Here is a 16,413-nt window from a genome sequence, read left to right as displayed (position 1 = left end):
GCCAAGCATGCGGCCATTGCCCAGCACCGGCCGCAGTGCTACAACGGACTCACGGTTGCCCCGGGCTGTCCGGCTCCGGCCGTTCAGACGTGAAGGTCGGGTAGCCATGGATTTCCTGCGCCAGCAACTTTTCAACATCATCGCGTTTGTGTTCCTGGGCCTGTTCGTGGCGGTCTGGGGATCGGTTCTCCTGCGCGTCGGGTTCTGGGTTCCGGACGGCAGGACCATCGCCCCGCAGCTGAACGGGGCACTGGTCACCGCCGCTGGCGTCCTGGCAACGTCGATGAGTTCGCTGACGGCCTCAGCCCTGGGATTCACCATTGCCGAGGTCCGCCGTGACGAGGAAGTCCGCCGTGACCTCGAACCCGGCGACGCCGACTCGACTGCCGGTTTCAACCCGGCCGAGGTAACCGCCAGGCTGTCCGGGCGGATCGTGGCCGCAGTGGTGGTCTACATGGCCGTCGGGCTGCTGGTTCTGCTGCTCTGGCTGGCCAAGGGCACGGCGTCCACGGATCTGATCGGCGCCTTCGCGTTGTCCCTGCTTGGCTGGCTCATCGGTGCAGCAGGGGTGGTTTTCCAGGCGGAAAAGCCCATCACCTAGCCGCTGCGGGAGCTTTTTCGAAGCTGGGGTCAGTCGAACCAGGGGTCCAGGCCGTAGAGCGGAAACACTTCCTTGCGCGTGGCCATCACCGAGCGGTCCACCTCGTCATTGGGATCGAAGCCGACCTCCCACGACCGCCACCAGACGTCCACGTCGTCGCCCATAAGCTCGGGCGCCGAGATCCCGTACCCGGTTCCGTACTTGTCCTCGACGTACTGCCGCCAATCCTCGGGAACCGGCGTGCGGAGCGGCACCGGCCTCCCGGCGGCGATGGCAATCAGGTGGCTCCAGGACCGCGGCACCACGCTGATCACGTTGTAGCCTCCGCCGCCCGTGGATATCCAGCGGTTGCCGCAGTAGCGCGCCGCCAGATTCCCGACGGCGGTGGCGGCTTCACGCTGTCCGTCCACGCTGATGTTGAGGTGCGTGAGGGGGTCCAGACGGTGCGAGTCGCAGCCGTGTTGGCTTACGATGACCTCAGGTTCAAAGGCCCCGATCAGCTGCGGCACCACAGCATGGAACGCCCGCAGCCACCCGGCGTCGCCCGTCCTGGCAGGCAGGGCCACGTTGACGGCGCTGCCGACGGCATTGGGCCCGCCGATCTCGTTGGCGAAGCCGGTCCCGGGGAACAGTGTCAGGCCGCTCTCGTGCAGGGAGATGGTGAGCACACGCGGATCGTCCCAGAAGATGCTCTGCGTCCCGTCGCCGTGGTGGGCATCGACATCGATATATGCCACCCGCTGCACACCGCCGTCGAGCAGTTTCTGGATCGCCAGCGCGGCGTCGTTGTAGATGCAGAAGCCGCTGGCCCGCTCCCGGGCCGCATGATGCATGCCGCCGCCGAAATTAACGGCCCGGACGGCACTGCCGTCCAGGATTGCAGCGGCGGCAAGCAGCGAACCTCCCGCAAGCCGGGCACTCGCCTCGTGCATCCCGGCGAAACCCGGATCGTCCTCCGTGCCCAGGCCCCGCTCCAGGTCCGGGACGTCCGGGTTCGCGCTGACCCGCCGGACGGCCGCGACGAACTCGGGGCTGTGAACGGCCGTCAGTTCGGAATCACTGGCCACTTCCGGAGCTGCCACGGTGACGTGGGCGAGATCCAGCAAGCCCAGGCTGCGCGCCAGCCGGGCGGTGAGCTCCATGCGTTCCGGTGCCATAGGGTGCCCGGGGCCGAAGTTGTACGCAGTCATGGCAATGTCCCACACAACCGTCGTTGGCAGTGCGGGCTGAGCGAGTCCGGGCAGGAATGTCATCAAGGACAGGCTACCCGAGCCGGGCAGCCTGACTTCCCCGTCATCGCGCGGAATATAGTGGTTTACTACTGAAGGAAGCAGTTTCAACCGAGGAAAAGCCCACATGACGCAAAGCCAGCCGAGGACTCAGAGCCCGGCTTACTGGCACCCCGGCATGCCGGAGCGTGAGGGCCTGTGGATCTTCACCGGGATCCGCGACTTCATCGACAACATCGCCAACACGTCGCCCGCGCGGCTGGCCCTGACTGCGTTCGGCGTTGTCATCCTCTTGTTCACGGGCCTGCTGTCGCTGCCGGCGTCGTCCGCCACCGGAGATTTCACACCCCTGCACCAGGCTCTTTTCACCGCGGTATCGGCGGTTTGCGTCACCGGCCTCACCGTGGTGTCCACCGCGGTGCACTGGTCCTTCTTTGGCCAGCTGATCATTCTTACCGGTATTTTCGTCGGCGGCCTGGGCACCCTGACCCTGGCTTCCCTGCTGGCGCTCATGGTCAGCAAGAAGCTCGGCGTCCGGGGCAAGCTGATTGCGCAGGAAGCCATGAACAACGCCGGACGCCTTGGCGAAGTGGGCACCCTGCTGCGGATTGTCATCACCACGTCCGTGGTCATTGAGGCCAGCCTTGCGCTTGCCTTGGTCCCTCGGTTCATGGTTCTCGGTGAGCCCTTCTGGCAGTCTGTCTGGCACGGGGTCTTCTACTCAATTTCCGCCTTTAATAACGCCGGTTTCACGCCGCACTCGGACGGCATCGTCCCCTATGAGACCGACCTGTGGATCCTCATCCCGCTGATGCTCGGAGTGTTCCTGGGGAGCCTTGGCTTTCCCGTGGTGATGGTGCTGCAGCAGAACGGGCTGAACTGGAAGAAATGGAACCTTCACACGAAGCTGACCATCCAGGTGTCGTTCATCCTCCTGGTGGCGGGAACGGTGCTGTGGGGGCTGATGGAGTGGGAAAACGCCCGGACCATCGGTTCCATGGACGTGGGCGACAAAATCACGCATGCGCTCTTCGCCTCGGTGATGACCCGGTCAGGCGGCTTCAACCTGGTGGACCAGAACCACATGGAATCCACCACCATGCTCCTCACCGACGCCCTGATGTTCGCTGGCGGCGGTTCGGCATCCACGGCCGGCGGCATCAAGGTCACCACCATCGCCGTCATGTTCCTGGCCATCGTGGCCGAAGCCCGCGGCGACGCCGACGTTAAGGTCTACGGCCGCACCATTCCGCAGGGAACCATGCGGGTGGCCATCTCCGTGATCGTCGCCGGCGCAACCCTGGTGTCCGCGTCGTCCTTCTTGCTCCTGCACATCAGCGGCGCATCCCTTGACCGGGTGCTGTTTGAAACCATTTCTGCCTTCGCCACAGTGGGCCTCAGCACGAACCTGAGTGCCGAACTGCCGGCGTCGGGCGTTTATGTCCTGTCGGCGCTGATGTTCGCCGGCCGTGTGGGCACCGTTACGCTCGCCGCTGCCCTGGCCCTCCGCCAGCGCAGCCAGCTTTACCACTACCCGGAAGAGAGGCCCATCATTGGCTGATCCCTCAGGCGCCGTAAATCGCCCCGCCCACAATGCCCCCGTCCTGGTCATCGGGCTGGGCCGCTTTGGCTCTTCGACCGCCGAACAGCTGGTCAAGCAGGGGCGCGAGGTGCTGGCTATCGAGCGCGACCGCACCCTTGTGCAGAAGTGGGCGCCCGTCCTGACCCACGTGGTGGAGGCCGACGCCACCAACATCGACGCTCTCCGCCAGCTCGGCGCGCAGGAGTTCAGCTCGGCCGTCGTCGGAGTCGGCACGTCCATCGAATCTTCGGTGCTGATCACCGTGAACCTCGTGGACCTCGGGATCCAGCACCTCTGGGTCAAGGCCATCACCCCGTCGCACGGCAAGATCCTCACCCGGATCGGCGCCAACCACGTGATCTACCCCGAGGCCGACGCCGGCGTCCGTGCCGCGCACCTGGTGTCCGGACGGATGCTGGACTTCATCGAGTTCGACGACGACTACGCGATCGTGAAGATGTACCCGCCCCGGGAAACTGTCGGGTTTACCCTCGAAGAGTCCAAGGTGCGTTCCAAGTACGGCGTGACCATTGTGGGTGTGAAGACCCCGGGCGAAGACTTTACCTACGCCCGGCCGGAGACCAAGGTGTCCTCCCGCGACATGCTGATTGTGTCCGGGCACGTGGACCTGCTGGAAAGGTTCGCCGCCCGACCGTAGTCGGCCCCAATAGTCTGGTGCCGCCGTAGTCGGGCGCAGCCGTAGTCTGGTGCCGCCGTGGTCGGGCGCCCGTTCGGAAGGCGCCCCGGCGGTTCGAGTTTTTGTCCAGATAATGGCCCCAAAGCGTCCGCTAAGGGCCATTATCTGGACAAAAACTCCGAGGTCAGGAGAGCTGCGCCGTGATCTCGGCCGCCCGGGCTGCCGCGGCGCGGGCTCCTTCGGCGATGATCGCCGGCATCCCGCGCTCGTCGAACGTGGCGATGGCGCGTTCCGTGGTGCCCTTCGGGCTGGTCACGGCCTTGCGCAGTGCGGTGGGATCAGCCCCGGGTTCGGCAAGCATCAGACCCGCCCCGGCCACGGTTTCCCGTGCCAGGAGCAGCGACAAGTCAGGATCCAGCCCGAGTTCGACGCCGGCAGCAGCCATCGCCTCGGCCAGGTAGAACGCGTACGCCGGCCCCGAGCCGCTGATGGCGGACAGTGCATCCACCTGTTCCTCGGGAACCTCCACCACGGTTCCGGCGCCTTTGAGGATGTCCTTCGCGAGCTGCAGCTGTTCGGCTGTGCAGTTGGTGCCCGGCGAGACGGACACGACGCCGCGTCCCAGTTTGGCAGGCGTGTTCGGCATGGTGCGGATCACCGGCTGCCCCGCCGGCAGCGCGGCTTCGAGCTGGGCGATGGAAACCCCAGCGGCCACGCTGATCACGATGGTCTTCGGGGACAGCGAACCGCTGATTTCCCGCGCCAGGTCGGCTATTCCCACGGGCTTGACGCCGAGGATCACGACGTCGGAGCCGGTGGCTGCCTGTTTGTTGTTCTCCGGCTCCTCTTCGCCGGCGATGGCGGTGATGCCGTGATGGCGTTCGGCAAGTTCTGCAGCGCGCTCCGCGCGCCGGACAGTGGCCACCACGTCAGCCGGCTCCGTTCCGGCCTCCAGCATGCCGGTCATGACGGCCTCGTTCATGGATCCACAGCCAAGGAATGCGATTCGGTTGCTCATTGGTCCATCATTGCAGTTCACTGCACCTTGCCGCACCCGGGACAGTCGCGCTACGCATTCACAGCTGGCTCACATGATCGGCGCAGCTTCCTCACAACGTGGCCCCCTAACGTAGTTATTACCTCATTGAGGGTGCGAGTGATGCGGCACGCATGGGGATGTTTGCCTGGCACCGGTGGTCTGCAGCAGGTTTCCCCCATTTTCCTGCCAGGGCCACCGGTGCTTTCTCTTTTAAGCCGCCTTTTACAGCCGCCGCAACCGGCCATTGCCAGCCAACGCACAGGAAAAATTCCTGGAACATTCATACTCCCTCTGTACCTTGGAAAGTGCCTCACAGGTGCGAGTGATGACAGTCGGTTCTTCGGAACCGGCGCGGCGCCGGGCGGCTGCGGAAGGGTTCCCCCAATTCCTTCGGCAGGACCGCCCGGCGCTTTTCCCTTGCCTGCGGAACCTTTCCCCAACGAACCTCTGTGCTGCGGAACAGGCTTAATCCCCGGCCAGCAGTTCCAGCAGCCGGCCCTCAAGGAACTGCCGCTCAGCCGCATTGCCTGCAAGCAACAGGGCTTCCCCGTAGGCCGCCCTGGCTTCAGGAAAGCGGCCAAGGCGGCGGAGAAGGTCCGCGCGCACCGAATGGAAACCCCCGTAGCCGGTGAGCTCCAGTTCGTCGAGCAGACCGAGGGCTGCCGCAGGACCCTGCACTTCAGCCACGGCCACCGCCCGGTTGAGCGCAACAACGGGACCCGGCGAGGTCTCCAGGAGCTGATCGTAAAGCTTCAGGATCTGGGCCCAGTCCGTCCTTTCGGCTGACGGCGAGTCGCTGTGAACCGCGTTGATGGCGGCTTGGAGCTGATAAGGTCCCGGCCGGTTCCGCCGCAGGCATTGGCGGACAATCGACTGGCCTTCGGCGATAAGCTCCCTGTCCCAAAGCCGCCGGTCCTGGTCCGCCAAAAGCACCATCCCGCCGTCGGGTACTGTTCTGGCAGCACGCCGCGATTCGATCAGCAGCATCAGGGCCAGCAGCCCCTGGGCTTCGGGTTCATCGGGCATCAGCGAGACAAGCAGCCGTCCCAGCCGGACACCCTCGGAGCAGAGCTCGTCGCGGACCAGCGCCGGGCCCGAACTCGCGCTGTAACCCTCATTAAAGATGAGGTAGACGACGGCGAGCACGGCGGTCAGCCGCTCGGGCAGTTCGGCGCCGCGGGGAATGCGGTATGGAATCCGGGCGTCCCGGATTTTCGCCTTCGCCCGGACCAATCGCTGGGCCATGGTCTTTTCAGGGACCATGAACGCCCGGGCGATCTCCGCCGTGGTCAGTCCGCCGAGGAGCCGGAGGGTCAACGCCACGCGCGCCGGGGTTCCGAGGGCAGGGTGGCAGCAGGTGAAGATCAGCCGGAGGGTGTCGTCACGCACGCCGGCCTCCCCTGCAAGCTCATCCATCAGCAGCTCCTCGGGCGCGGCGCCCGAGGCTACCCCGGTCCTTGAATGCAGCACGGCCGCCTGGGCATATTTGTCCTCGCGGGCCGCATCCCGCCGGATCCGGTCAATAGCCCGGTTGCGGGCGGTCGTGATGATCCATCCGGCCGGACTCGGCGGGATGCCCGAGGACGGCCAGCGCTGCACGGCCTCCGTGAAAGCGTCCTGGACGGCGTCCTCGGCCATGTCGATGCTGCCGAAGATCCGGACCAGGACCGCCACGGCGCGGCCGTATTCGCGACGGAAGATGCGGGCGATCTCCGCCGCCCGATCCTCCGGCTCCGAGCCCCGCCCGGTCATCCGGTACGTCCAGCGCCTAGTGCTGGAAGGGCCGGACTTCGACCGGCAGCGTCACGATCTTCGCCAGCCTCCCGCCCCAGCCCAACGCAGCGTCCAGATCGTCGACGTCAATGACGGTGAATCCGCCGATGTGTTCCTTGCCCTCGGTGAACGGGCCGTCGGTGATGAGCACTTCGTCACCCTGCGGCCGCAGCACTGTGGCGGTATCAGCGGGGTGGAGTCCGGCGGCGAACACCCAGGCGCCCGCGGCCTTCATCTCCTGGTTCAGGCCGTCCAGCTCTCGCATGATCGGCTCCAGAAACTCCGCATCCGGTACAGGACCGTCAGGCTGATAGATGCTGAGCAGGTACTGTGGCATTTGGTTTTCCTCCTTGAGGGTTCGGCCGGCCCGGTGCCGGCGTCTCACCACCTATACGTACGGCCCCCGCCCGTATCGACACCCGGCCGCATCCCTTGTCAAAAAACCGGCCTAAACTTCCCTCGCACCCACCAGCGGGTGGCTCAGGTGCTGCCGGGCAAAGCCCAGGGTTTCGTTCAGCCACTGCTCGCGCTGGCCCGCGAACCTCGCCCGGCGGGTGGAAATTTCGGCCACCACCACGCCGTCGAAGCCGCTGCGCGCCAGGTGCTGCAGCGCTTCGGCGCAGCCCTGGTTGCCCCGCCCGGGAATCAGGTGCTCGTCCCTGCCGGAACCGGATCCGTCCGTCAGGTGGATGTGCCGCAGTTTGCCGCCGAGCGCCTTGATCGCCTCCACGCTGTTGACCCCCGCGGTGGCGGCGTGCGAGAAGTCCCAGGTGACGTCGTCGTAATCCTGGCCCAGCGGGTCCCAGTGCGGAAGGTAGGCAACGGTCTCCCGTCCCCGCACACGCCACGGATACATGTTTTCGACGGCGATCCGCACCTGGTACATGTCGGCGAGCTGCCGTATGCCGGCGGGGAAGTTTCCGGCGTAGTTGCTTTGCCAGCGGAACGGCGGATGGACGACTACGGTGCCGCAGCCCACCTCGCGGGCCATCCTGCAGGACATCTCGATCTTGTTCCAGGCCGATCCCCACACTTTCTGGGTCAGCAGCAGCGTGGGCGCGTGGATGGAGACGATCGGCTGGTGGTAACGGTGGCTGAGCTCCAGGAGGGAGTGCGGGCTCTGGCTTGTGGGGTTGTTGGTGACCATGACTTCCACGCCGTCAAAGCCAAGGTCCTGCGCCACGGCGAAGGCGTCGTGCACGCCCAGCGGGTAGACGGACGCGCTGGACAGCGCCACCGGGATGACCCGGCCTTCGTCAGGGGAACGTTCGACGCCGGTGCTCATCTCAGTCTCTCGTCCCGCTGCCGGCTGTGGCAGCGCCAGCGGTAGCGGCAGCGGTAGCGGCGGAGAGGCGGCCTTCGGCAGGAGCGCCGCCCGCAACCGGCGGCAGCACGGCGTCGTACACAGGCTCCAGGGGCCCCTCAAAGATCAGCTGGTCGAGCCTGCGGAGGATCAGTCCTTCCCGCAGCGCCCAGGGGCAGATCTTCACCTTTTTGAATTCGAAGAGTTCCAGGGCGGCTTCGGCAACAAGCGCTCCCGCGAGGAGCTGGTTCGCGCGGGCTTCGGAAACGCCGGGGAGGTGAAGCCGGTCTTCGGTCTTCATGGCTGAAATCCGCTGCGCCCAGATGCCCAGGTCGGTGGCGCCAAGGTCCCGTTTGACGTAGGGACCGGCCCCGCTGGGAGCAGCCCCTGCGATCCGGGCCAGCGAGCGGAAGGTCTTGGATGTTCCCGCCACCACGTTGGCCCTGCCCACCTCGTTGAAGCTCCGGACGACGGGTTTTAGGGTTGTCCGGATGTAGCGGCGGAGCTCCTTGACGCTTTTCGCTGAAGGCGGGTCCTCATGCAGCCAGTCCCTGGTGAGACGGCTCGCGCCCAGCGGTACGGAGGTGGCGGTCTGCGGCAGCTCGTCCTGGCCGAGTGCCATTTCGAAGGAGCCGCCGCCGATGTCGAGGTTCAGGATGGGTCCGGCGCCCCAGCCGTACCAGCGGCGGACGGCAAAGAACGTCATGGACGCTTCTTCGCTGCCTGTCAGTTCCTGGAGTGTGACCGTGGTTTCGTGCTTTACCCGCGCCAGCACCGCGGGCCCGTTGGTGGCTTCACGGATGGCCGATGTGCAGAAGGCCAGCAGGTCCTGGGCTTTGTGCTTGGCCGCGAACTCCCACGCTTCCAGGACGAATTCGATCAGTTCATGCTGCCCGGCGTCGTTGATGTTTCCTTCGGCGTCCAGGAACTGCACCAGCGAGAGCGGGCGCTTGTGCGAAGCGAAAGGGACCGGCCGCGCGCCCGGATGCGCGTCAACCAGGAGCAGGTGGACAGTGTTTGAACCGATGTCGAGGACGCCTAGACGCATTCTGCCATTATTCACCGACAGCAAGCCGCCGGCGCAACTGCGTCGGCGGCCTGCTTGTTCGTTTCGTACGGGCGGCTGTTACTCCGCCACGGCTTCGCCGGAATCCTCGGCGGGCTCGTCGGCCCGCTTGAAGTCGCGGCGGATGTTGGACACACCCTCGGGGTCGATTTCGAACCCGAAGGCGCTGCCGGGGTTGATCACCATGCCCAGCTCATCGCCGAGGTTGCCGATGACGGCGGCTCCCTGGGTGCCCAGGATGTTCGGGGCGGCGTCGAGGAACTGCTGGTCCACGCGGCTCGGGTGCGAGAAGACGGCCAGCACCGGCTTGCCCTCGGCGTTGGACAGCACTAACGGTTCGACCTGGGAGTCCTCACCCTCAAGCGCGTCGGGGCTGATGATGTAGACCTCGTTGTTGAGGAAGGACAGGATGACGTCCACCGGGTTGGCATCCGGATCGTTGCCCGTAGCGAGCTTCTCTTCGAGGTCGTTCAGGGGCTGGATTTCCGCGGGTGCAGGCTGTTCAGTCATATCCCTACTCGATCACGTTGCAGAGCCTGGCGCAATTCACGCAGAGCATTGCTACCCGTCCGGCGTCACCCTACTTCTTGGCGGCAGCCTTCTTCTTGGCGGGAGCCTTGCGCGCGGCGGGGCGCTTGGCCGGGCCCTTGGCGCGCTTCTCCGCCAGGAGTTCCACGGCCTGTTCCCGCGTGAGTTCTTCAAGTGCAGTGGTCCGCGGAACGGTGATGTTGGTGATTCCATCGGTGATGTACGGGCCGAAGCGGCCTTCCTTCACCACGATGTTCTTCTCCGACACCGGATCCGGTCCGAACTCGGCAAGCGGCGGGACGGCTGCCCGGGCACCGCGCTGCTTCGGCTGCGAGTAAATCTCCAGTGCCTGCTCCAGCGTGATGGTGAAGATTTCCTCTTCGGAGCCGATGGAACGCGAGTCCGTGCCCTTCTTCAGGTACGGCCCAAAGCGCCCGTTCTGCACGGTGATGACGTTTCCTTCGGCGTCCTCGCCGAGCACCCGCGGCAGGCTCATCAGCTGCAGCGCCTCGTCCAGGCTGACTGTTTCCACGCTCATCGAGGCGAACAGCGAACCGGTGCGCGGCTTAGCCTTGAGGGGCTTCTTCGGCGGCTTAGGCTTGCCGTTCTTGTAGTACTCCACGGGCTGGTTAGCCAGCTGCTCCTCCGTCATCTCTGGAATGATCTCCGTGACGTACGCGCCGTAGCGGCCGTTCTTTGCCACCACCGTGTGACCGGTGTGCGGGTCCTCGCCCAGGACGCGTTCCTCGGGAGCGGCGGTCTCCATCAGCTCAACGGCCTTGGCCGCGGTCAACTCATCCGGGGCCAGGTCCTCGGGCACGTTGGCACGGGCGGATTCAACCACCTCGCCCGTCTTGGGATCAACCGTGGGGACGGAACTCTCCAGGTACGGGCCGAACTTGCCCACGCGCAGGGTGATGCCGTCCGCGATGGGCACGGAGTTGATTTCGCGGGCGTCGATTTCGCCGAGGTTGTTCACGATGCTCAGCAGGCCCGGATCGGCGTCTTCGCCGTAGTAGAAGTGCTTGAGCCAGGCGGCGCCCACGGCCTGGCCGTTGGCGATCTTGTCCAGGTCACCTTCCATGTCCGCAGTGAACTCATAGTCCACGTAGTCGTGGAAGTGCTGCTCGAGCAACCGGATCACCGAGAAGGCGATCCAGCTGGGAACCAGCGCGGAGCCCTGCTTACGCACGTAGCCCCGGTCCTGGATGGTGGAAATGGTGGAGGCATATGTGGACGGACGTCCGATGCCTTTCTTTTCCAGTTCGGCCGTCAGTGAGGCTTCGGTGTAGCGCGGCGGCGGCGAGGTCTCGTGGCCCACCGGGATGATGTCCGAGGCCGTGAGGGAATCGTCCTTGGCCACGTTCGGCAGGCGGCGGGCTTCCTCGGAGTCGTCATCCCCGCGGCTCTCGTCCTTGCCTTCCTCGTAGGCGGCCAGGAAGCCGGGGAAGGTGATGACGGTACCAGAGGCCGAGAACTCGGCGTCGCGGCCCTCGGCCGGGCCACTCACCGCCACGGCACCCAGGCGGATGGTGGCGGTGGAACCCTTGGCGTCGGCCATCTGCGAGGCGACGGTGCGCTTCCAGATCAGCTCGTACAGGCGGAACTCGTCGCCGGAGAGCTGCTTGGCCACCTGTGCCGGCGTGCGGAAGGAGTCGCCGGCGGGTCGGATGGCCTCGTGGGCTTCCTGTGCGTTCGCGGCCTTGCTGGAGTACACGCGGGGCGATGCCGGTACGTACTCGGGGCCGTACAGTTCGGAGGCCTGGCGGCGGGCAGCCGTCACGGCTTCGTCACTTAGCGCAGATGAGTCCGTACGCATATAGGTGATGTAGCCGTTTTCATACAGGCGCTGTGCCACCTGCATGGTGCTCTTGGAGGAGAACCGCAGCTTGCGCCCGGCTTCCTGCTGCAGCGTGGAAGTCGTGAACGGTGCGGTCGGACGGCGGGTATAGGGTTTGGTGTCGACGGAGCGGACGCGGAATTCCGCGGTCTGCAGTCCCGCCGCCAGCGCCGTAGCCAGTTCCTCATTCAGGTGCGTGACGTTGCGCGAGGTGAGTACGCCGTCGTCGTTGAAGTCACGCCCGCTGGCCACCTTGGCGCCGTCCACGGCCGCGAGTTTGGCTTTAAACGACGAAGCAGCACCGGATTCGGCGCCGAACTGGCCGGTGAGGTCCCAGTAGGAAGCGGACTTGAACGCCATGCGTTCGCGTTCCCGGTCCACCACCATGCGCGTGACCACGGACTGGACGCGGCCGGCGGACAGCCCGCGGGCAACCTTCCGCCAGAGCACGGGAGAAATCTCGTAGCCGTACAGGCGGTCCAGCACACGGCGGGTCTCCTGTGCGTCAACAAGGGCCGAATCAACATCGCGCAGGTTGCCCATGGCGCGCTGGATTGCTTCCTTCGTGATTTCGCCGAACGTCATCCGGTACACCGGGACCTTGGGCTTCAGTACTTCCAGCAGGTGCCACGCGATGGCCTCGCCCTCGCGGTCCCCATCGGTTGCGAGGTAAAGTTCGTCGGCGTCCTTGAGCGCAGCCTTGAGCTCCGTCACCTTTTTCTTCTTGTCAGGGGACACTACGTAGTAAGGCTTGAAGTCGTTTTCGATGTCGACGGCGAACTTGCCGATGGAGGTTTTCTTGAGTTCGGCGGGGAGCTCTGACGGCTGCGGCAGATCGCGGATGTGACCGATGGAGGCCTCAACGATGAAGCCCTCGCCCAGGTACTTGGCGATGGTCTTGCTCTTGGCCGGAGACTCCACAATCACGAGTTTCTTGCCGGTTTTGGCCTTGCTTGGCACGGTGCTCCTACAGAAAAAGGTTGGCTCGGGCAGATGAGCCCATACTCGCCTAGTTCACCATATTTTGCAGAATGATGCGCAGTCATGTGGAAAAGGGGTGCCCGGCATCACTTACGGTCGTCGGGAACCACGGACCACATGGTGGCCATCCGTTCGGCACCCTGGGGGACATGGCCAGGGTCCTCAAGCTCGTATTCCTTGAGCAGCGCGAAGACCCTCGCGGTCAGCTCCGAGCGCTGCGACGGCGTCAGGTACAGCAGGTTGCTGGACAGCATCACCACACCCGGCGCCTCGGTTGATTCGCCTTTTCGCCGGCGCTGGTCCCGCACCTTGGCGAAGGCATCCACCCGGCGTCGGAAGGCGTCCAGCTCCAGGTCCAGGACGGCAAACTCGGGGCTGGCCAGTCCGCCGCCGGAATTGATGGTGAAGTCGGATCCCGCTGCCCGCCATCGCCGTTCGCGCGCGTCGCCCGCAGTGGCGGCGGGCTCCACGATGCCCCACTTCTGCAAGGCCCGAAGGTGGTAGCTCATGGCGCTCGGCGTCAGGCCCGTCTGCGCGGCAAGCTCGGTGGCTGTCCGGCTGACCTGGGTGGAGTACAGCTCCGAGATCACTTCCAGCCGGGCCGCGTGGGCAAGCGCACGGATGGCCTTAGGATCCGTGATCTCCACCTTCTTCTCCGGCCGTGCCGTGCGGTGGGCGCCTTCAAGCGGTGCGGCTGGCTCCGTCTCAGGAGTCTCTGCATTCACACCTCTATTCTATCGAGCCCCAGGCAACTCTGAAAGAAACGCTTGACATTTCAATGAGCAACGGAGTAGCTTCGCGGACATGGGGCACATGGACGGGCGATCGCCTGCCTTTTTTCGCGTGAATTCACCGCTGTGGCGGAACCGGGATTTCCTGTTGGCAAGCAGCGCCCGCTTTATGGCTGCCGCCGGCATGGGCGCCGTGGTGATCAGTGTGATGCTGCATCTCCAGTCCGCCAGCGCGGCCGGCACCGTGCCCCTCGCGGGCCCGTGGCTGGTGGCCCTTTATCTGCTCTGCTCCGCGCTGCCGATGGTTGTCCTCGCCCCTTGGACCGGCAGGCTGGCGGACACGAGGGATTCCCGGACACTCGCGACGGCGGCTGCAGCAGGCAGCGCCGCCGCCGTTGCAGGCATGGGCCTCAGCATGCAGTACCTCGAAAACTACATTCCCGCGCTGTTCGCGCTGACACTCCTGCTGAACGCCTGCCAGGCGCTGGCAGGCCCGACATTCCAGGCACTGTTGCCCAGGATCGTCGGTGACGAGCAAACCCCCCGCGCTGTCGGCACCATGCAGGCCACCATCATGCTCGCGGGAATGGCCGGCCCGGCGGCAGGAGGACTTCTCAGCGGCTGGGGCGGCTCGGGACTGGTGTTTTCCGTAGCCACCTCGTGCTACGTCGCCATGGGGGTAGGGGCCGTCCTGATCAGGACGCGCCGGGGTACTGCCGCCGAACGCGCCGGCCGGAGGCCGCCCGCTTTGATGCACGGGCTCCGGCTCATCCGGCGGGACAGCCTGGTGTGGGCCCTTGTGCTCGGGGCCCTGTTCTTCATCGCCGGAGGAGAGGCGACGAACGTCCTGGAAGTGTTCCTGGTCCGCGGCGAAATGGGCGCCTCCGAAACCCAGTACGGCCTGCTCGTTGCCGCCTTTGCCCTGGGAATGGCCGCCGGTGCCGCCCTCGCGGGCCGGATCAAGACGCCGCTGGTCCGGCTCCGCGTGCTGCTGGCATCCATGGCTGTCACGTCCGCTGTGCTCGCCCTCATCGGGCTAGTGCCCAACGTAGCCGTCATGTTCGTCGCCTACACCGGGATGGGCGTGTCCTGCGGCGCCCTCAATGCATGCTTCGCAGCGCTCGTGATCCTCCGGATTCCCGAGGAAGGCCGCGGCCAGGCCATGTCGATGATCGGCGGCCTGACCCGGGCCACGACGGTAGCGGCTTTTGCCGCGGGCGGGCTGCTGGGCGCACTGCTGCCGGTCCGGTCCGGTTTCCTGCTGATCGGCGGGATCGACGCGGCGGTCTCGCTGGCCATCGCGCTAACCGTGCTGTGGCGCTTCGGTTCGCAGGAGCTCAGCCCGGCCGACGAGGGCGCCACGGATAGCGGCAGCCCGGATGATGCCGGCCTCGCCGACGCGGGCAGCCCGGACAGCGAGGAACCAACGGAACCCGGGGCCGGATCAGGCGGGCAGGAGGAACCCGTCTCGGACCAGGTTCCCCACTTCGGCGAGGAGCCCGCCCCGGAACCCGGCGCCGTCGAAGCCCTCTCCCCCGCCAAGCAGAGCTTCCAGCGCACCGATGATCTGCCCGACGGACAAATCACCGTCGCACGCTGACACGAAGCCCGCCAGCTCAGTGCTTAAAAGGTTGGTGCGGCGGAGGCCCGCGCCCTGGCGCAGCAGGATCACGCCGGGGTGCTCCGCGCCCGGGCGCTGGTGCCGCTCTTCCGTGACGTCCTCCGCCACTAACAGGTGGGCGGCGGCGAGGTCGTTGGCCGCGAGCCAGTCGGCGCGCTCCACCGCTGCGCCCAGATGCGGGCCGATCGGCTGCTCGATCGGATACGTGATCTCCTCGAAGCGGCTGATGACCGGCCGCGCGCCGTCAGCCGGGCGCCGCAAGTAAATCATGCCGAAACCGATTCCCTCCACGTTCCGCGAGGCGAAGTCATCCAGGTATGCGGCGTAGGCGTCCTGGTAGTGCTGGCGGTCACGGGCTTCGGAAGCGTCCTGCAGCCATGTTTCGGCGTACTGTTCCGGCCCCGCCAGTTCGCGCTGGATGAACCAGGCATCCACGTCAGGTCCGGCCCAGCTTTGCGGCCGTTCCTGCCAAGGCGTCCCTGCCGCCACTTCCCAGTTGCCCAGAAGCTGGGCTGTGCCGGCCGGTGCGAGGACCGATGGCAGATCCCGGACCAGCGACGCCACGATGTCGTCCCCGGGCAGGCCGCCGTCGCGGTAGGTGAACTGGTCCGCGGCGCACTCCCCCACGCTCCGCGGCGTGATGACGAACGGCGGATTGGACACCACCAGGTCGAAGGTCTCTCCGGCCACGGGCTCCAGCAGCGAACCAAGGCGCAGGCTGACCCGGTTTTCGAGCCTGGCCGGGTCGAGGTCCAGCGCGTCGGCGTTCAGGAGCAGGTTGAAGCGGGTAAAGGCAAGCGCCCGGGAGGAGATGTCCGTGGCTGTCACGTGTTCCGCGTGATGCAGAAGGTGAAAGGACTGGATCCCGCAGCCGGTGCCCAGGTCGAGGGCCTTCCCCACGTGCCGGCGGATGGTGGTCCGCACCAGGGTGGTGGAAGCCTGCCCGATTCCCAGCACATGATCGTGCCGGAGGACACCGGGCTGCTGGTGCGCGGCAAGGTCGCTGGCCACCCAGAGTTCGACGCCGCCACTGCCGTCAGCGTCGGTTGCGGCATCGCCGTTCCAGCCATACGGGCGCAGATCGGCCTTCGCCCTGACGGTCCCGCTGCCGGGGCCCGTGGATGCGGCCGGTTCAACGAGCCCCAGCGTGAGGAGGCCTTCGGTGCGAATCCCCGGGAGGGCGGCGTCGAGAAGTTCAGTTTGCTGGGGCACCGCCAGCAGCCAGAGGCGCACGACGGCGGCAAGCGCCGCCGCGGCCGGGTCACCTTTTGCGGCGGCTTCGGTGACGATCAGCGCCGGGATGAGCTGGTCCCGGCTGAGGGCGGAATTGGCGGAGTCGCCAAGCAATCCGGCCACTCCATCCACGGTGTAGCCAACGCCGCGCAGGTCTTTGGCGAGGACGGACAGCAGCTCCGGGAGGTCGCTGCGCGGGGCGTCGGAAGTGTTGCCGGCCGTGAAGTGCATAGCTGTTTCAGTCACCGT

Annotated in this window: 13 protein-coding genes and 1 pseudogene; 4 read left to right on the top strand and 10 right to left on the bottom strand. The window is 66.1% G+C overall.

The genetic code is table 11. The annotated features are described in order from the left end of the window. Window positions 1–106 precede the first annotated feature (106 nt). Window positions 107–601: a hypothetical protein gene (locus J7I92_RS14170; protein ID WP_214841449.1), complete on the top strand. Its 495-nt coding sequence runs from the start codon at window positions 107–109 to the stop codon at window positions 599–601. 29 nt (window positions 602–630) lie between these two features. Here the strand turns inward: J7I92_RS14170 and J7I92_RS14165 are convergent, their stop codons facing one another. Next, entirely contained in the window at window positions 631–1,854 is a 1,224-nt protein-coding gene (locus J7I92_RS14165) for an acetoin utilization protein AcuC (protein WP_214841447.1), read from the bottom strand. Window positions 1,855–1,957: 103 nt separating this feature from the next. Here J7I92_RS14165 and J7I92_RS14160 point away from each other — a divergent pair, with 103 nt between their 5' ends. After that, window positions 1,958–3,391 carry a TrkH family potassium uptake protein gene (locus J7I92_RS14160; RefSeq protein ID WP_214841446.1) on the top strand — a complete coding sequence of 478 codons (1,434 nt, stop codon included), beginning with the start codon at window positions 1,958–1,960 and terminating at the stop codon, window positions 3,389–3,391. Further along, a complete protein-coding gene (locus J7I92_RS14155) occupies window positions 3,384–4,070 on the top strand; it encodes a TrkA family potassium uptake protein (protein ID WP_214841445.1) in 687 nt (228 codons plus the stop codon). Before J7I92_RS14160 ends, J7I92_RS14155 begins: the two co-directional genes overlap by 8 nt. Window positions 4,071–4,233: 163 nt before the next feature. Here J7I92_RS14155 and proC read toward each other — a convergent pair whose 3' ends face one another. The 8 genes from proC to J7I92_RS14115 form a co-directional block, all read right to left on the bottom strand. Then, window positions 4,234–5,067, bottom strand: coding sequence for a pyrroline-5-carboxylate reductase (proC, locus tag J7I92_RS14150; protein WP_214841444.1), 834 nt, complete (start codon window positions 5,065–5,067; stop codon window positions 4,234–4,236). Window positions 5,068–5,553: 486 nt separating this feature from the next. Next, window positions 5,554–6,840, bottom strand: a complete 1,287-nt coding sequence (locus J7I92_RS14145; RefSeq protein WP_214841442.1) for an RNA polymerase sigma factor — start codon at window positions 6,838–6,840, stop codon at window positions 5,554–5,556. A gap of 16 nt (window positions 6,841–6,856) precedes the next feature. Further along, window positions 6,857–7,198, bottom strand: coding sequence for a YciI family protein (locus tag J7I92_RS14140; RefSeq protein WP_214841440.1), 342 nt, complete (start codon window positions 7,196–7,198; stop codon window positions 6,857–6,859). 111 nt (window positions 7,199–7,309) lie between these two features. After that, window positions 7,310–8,146 carry a sugar phosphate isomerase/epimerase gene (locus J7I92_RS14135; RefSeq protein ID WP_214841438.1) on the bottom strand — a complete coding sequence of 279 codons (837 nt, stop codon included), beginning with the start codon at window positions 8,144–8,146 and terminating at the stop codon, window positions 7,310–7,312. 1 nt (window position 8,147) lies between these two features. After that, window positions 8,148–9,212 carry a Ppx/GppA phosphatase family protein gene (locus J7I92_RS14130; RefSeq protein ID WP_214841436.1) on the bottom strand — a complete coding sequence of 355 codons (1,065 nt, stop codon included), beginning with the start codon at window positions 9,210–9,212 and terminating at the stop codon, window positions 8,148–8,150. A 78-nt stretch (window positions 9,213–9,290) separates the two neighbouring features. After that, a complete protein-coding gene (locus J7I92_RS14125; RefSeq protein WP_214841434.1) occupies window positions 9,291–9,740 on the bottom strand; it encodes an SseB family protein in 450 nt (149 codons plus the stop codon). Between the two features lie 70 nt (window positions 9,741–9,810). Next, entirely contained in the window at window positions 9,811–12,558 is a 2,748-nt protein-coding gene (topA, locus tag J7I92_RS14120; RefSeq protein WP_214841432.1) for a type I DNA topoisomerase, read from the bottom strand. A gap of 107 nt (window positions 12,559–12,665) precedes the next feature. Further along, window positions 12,666–13,304, bottom strand: coding sequence for a helix-turn-helix transcriptional regulator (locus J7I92_RS14115; protein ID WP_214841430.1), 639 nt, complete (start codon window positions 13,302–13,304; stop codon window positions 12,666–12,668). A gap of 79 nt (window positions 13,305–13,383) precedes the next feature. Between J7I92_RS14115 and J7I92_RS14110 the strand changes: the two are divergent. Continuing rightward, a pseudogene (locus tag J7I92_RS14110) lies at window positions 13,384–14,658 on the top strand (MFS transporter); the annotation flags it as partial. Between the two features lie 96 nt (window positions 14,659–14,754). Here J7I92_RS14110 and J7I92_RS23960 read toward each other — a convergent pair. After that, the gene (locus J7I92_RS23960) at window positions 14,755–16,395 is read right to left on the bottom strand and encodes a methyltransferase (protein ID WP_251039938.1); all 1,641 of its coding nucleotides are present in this window, start codon (window positions 16,393–16,395) and stop codon (window positions 14,755–14,757) included. Window positions 16,396–16,413: the final 18 nt, after the last annotated feature.

Source organism: Arthrobacter sp. ISL-72 (genome assembly GCF_018613755.1).
In the GTDB taxonomy this organism is placed as follows: domain Bacteria; phylum Actinomycetota; class Actinomycetes; order Actinomycetales; family Micrococcaceae; genus Arthrobacter.
This window is presented reverse-complemented; position numbering and strand designations above follow the sequence as displayed.

What these genes read in the sequence shown, in the direction of transcription:
- J7I92_RS23960 (WP_251039938.1), bottom strand. Translation starts at nt 16,395, where the DNA reads ATGCACTTCACGGCCGGCAACACTTCCGACGCCCCGCGCAGCGACCTC.
- J7I92_RS14160 (WP_214841446.1), top strand. Translation starts at nt 1,958, where the DNA reads ATGACGCAAAGCCAGCCGAGGACTCAGAGCCCGGCTTACTGGCACCCC.
- J7I92_RS14125 (WP_214841434.1), bottom strand. Translation starts at nt 9,740, where the DNA reads ATGACTGAACAGCCTGCACCCGCGGAAATCCAGCCCCTGAACGACCTC.
- J7I92_RS14170 (WP_214841449.1), top strand. Translation starts at nt 107, where the DNA reads ATGGATTTCCTGCGCCAGCAACTTTTCAACATCATCGCGTTTGTGTTC.
- J7I92_RS14130 (WP_214841436.1), bottom strand. Translation starts at nt 9,212, where the DNA reads ATGCGTCTAGGCGTCCTCGACATCGGTTCAAACACTGTCCACCTGCTC.
- J7I92_RS14145 (WP_214841442.1), bottom strand. Translation starts at nt 6,840, where the DNA reads ATGACCGGGCGGGGCTCGGAGCCGGAGGATCGGGCGGCGGAGATCGCC.
- J7I92_RS14165 (WP_214841447.1), bottom strand. Translation starts at nt 1,854, where the DNA reads ATGACATTCCTGCCCGGACTCGCTCAGCCCGCACTGCCAACGACGGTT.
- proC (WP_214841444.1), bottom strand. Translation starts at nt 5,067, where the DNA reads ATGAGCAACCGAATCGCATTCCTTGGCTGTGGATCCATGAACGAGGCC.
- J7I92_RS14140 (WP_214841440.1), bottom strand. Translation starts at nt 7,198, where the DNA reads ATGCCACAGTACCTGCTCAGCATCTATCAGCCTGACGGTCCTGTACCG.
- J7I92_RS14135 (WP_214841438.1), bottom strand. Translation starts at nt 8,146, where the DNA reads ATGAGCACCGGCGTCGAACGTTCCCCTGACGAAGGCCGGGTCATCCCG.